Raw genomic sequence first — 767 nt, 5'->3', positions numbered from 1 at the left:
TCTACGACGAGCGGAACGCGCCGTTCACCGCCCAGGTCGAGACCATCACCCCCGACGACCACGGCACCTACACCATCACCCTCACCGGAACCCGCGACCTGGGAACCTTCGTCGAGATCAAAGACACCGACGGCACCCTCCTCGCCACCGAACCCCACCCCGACCCCCGCCCCGCACCCGGCCCCGTCCCCCACGAAGCCCTCACCTGGCGCCTGACCATCACCGGCGTCCCACCGGGCGACCACACCTGGGGAGCACGCCAGTACTGGTACTCCTCCGTACCCGACCAGGGCTACAACATCACCGGCACCCACCTGCACATCGGCCTGCAGAACGTCCCCCTCGCCCCCACCCCAGCACTCGCCGCCACCGGCGCCGTCGCCTGCCTGACGCTCGTCGCCCTCACCACGACACGACTCAGGCCACGAGCCGCTCGGCAGCGACACGAGCAGCGGTGACCACCGACACCACGCCGACCCAGACACCCCAGCACAGCGTCAACACCACGCGCACGCGGCATCCCGTGGGACAGCGCATACCCGACGGCGACGGAGACACACCATGACCACACCCCACCACCACGACACCACCGACCCGACACCCAGCCCTGCACCAGACCGCACACCCCGCCGACGGACACGCCTTCTCGCGACCACCGCCCTCGCCGCCACCCTGCTCACCACCACCGCCACCGCCACGTCCGCCGCACCCGACACCTGGACCGACCACTGGCAGGACGACCCCCTCTTCACCGTCGACACCATCGA

At 70.4% G+C, this 767-nt stretch carries 2 protein-coding genes; both read left to right on the top strand.

From position 1 onward, the window contains the following. Positions 1–458 (top strand): hypothetical protein (locus CCE02nite_RS20635; RefSeq protein WP_170227402.1); only part of this gene is annotated, 458 nt, incomplete at its 5' end. A 103-nt stretch (positions 459–561) separates the two neighbouring features. Continuing rightward, on the top strand, positions 562–767 hold a 206-nt coding region (locus CCE02nite_RS20630), incomplete at its 3' end, for a hypothetical protein (RefSeq protein WP_170227401.1).

Source organism: Cellulosimicrobium cellulans (assembly GCF_006539945.1).
Classification (GTDB): Bacteria; Actinomycetota; Actinomycetes; order Actinomycetales; family Cellulomonadaceae; genus Cellulosimicrobium; species Cellulosimicrobium cellulans.
Note: the sequence above shows the minus strand (reverse complement) of the source record. Positions and strands in the feature narration are given on the sequence as shown.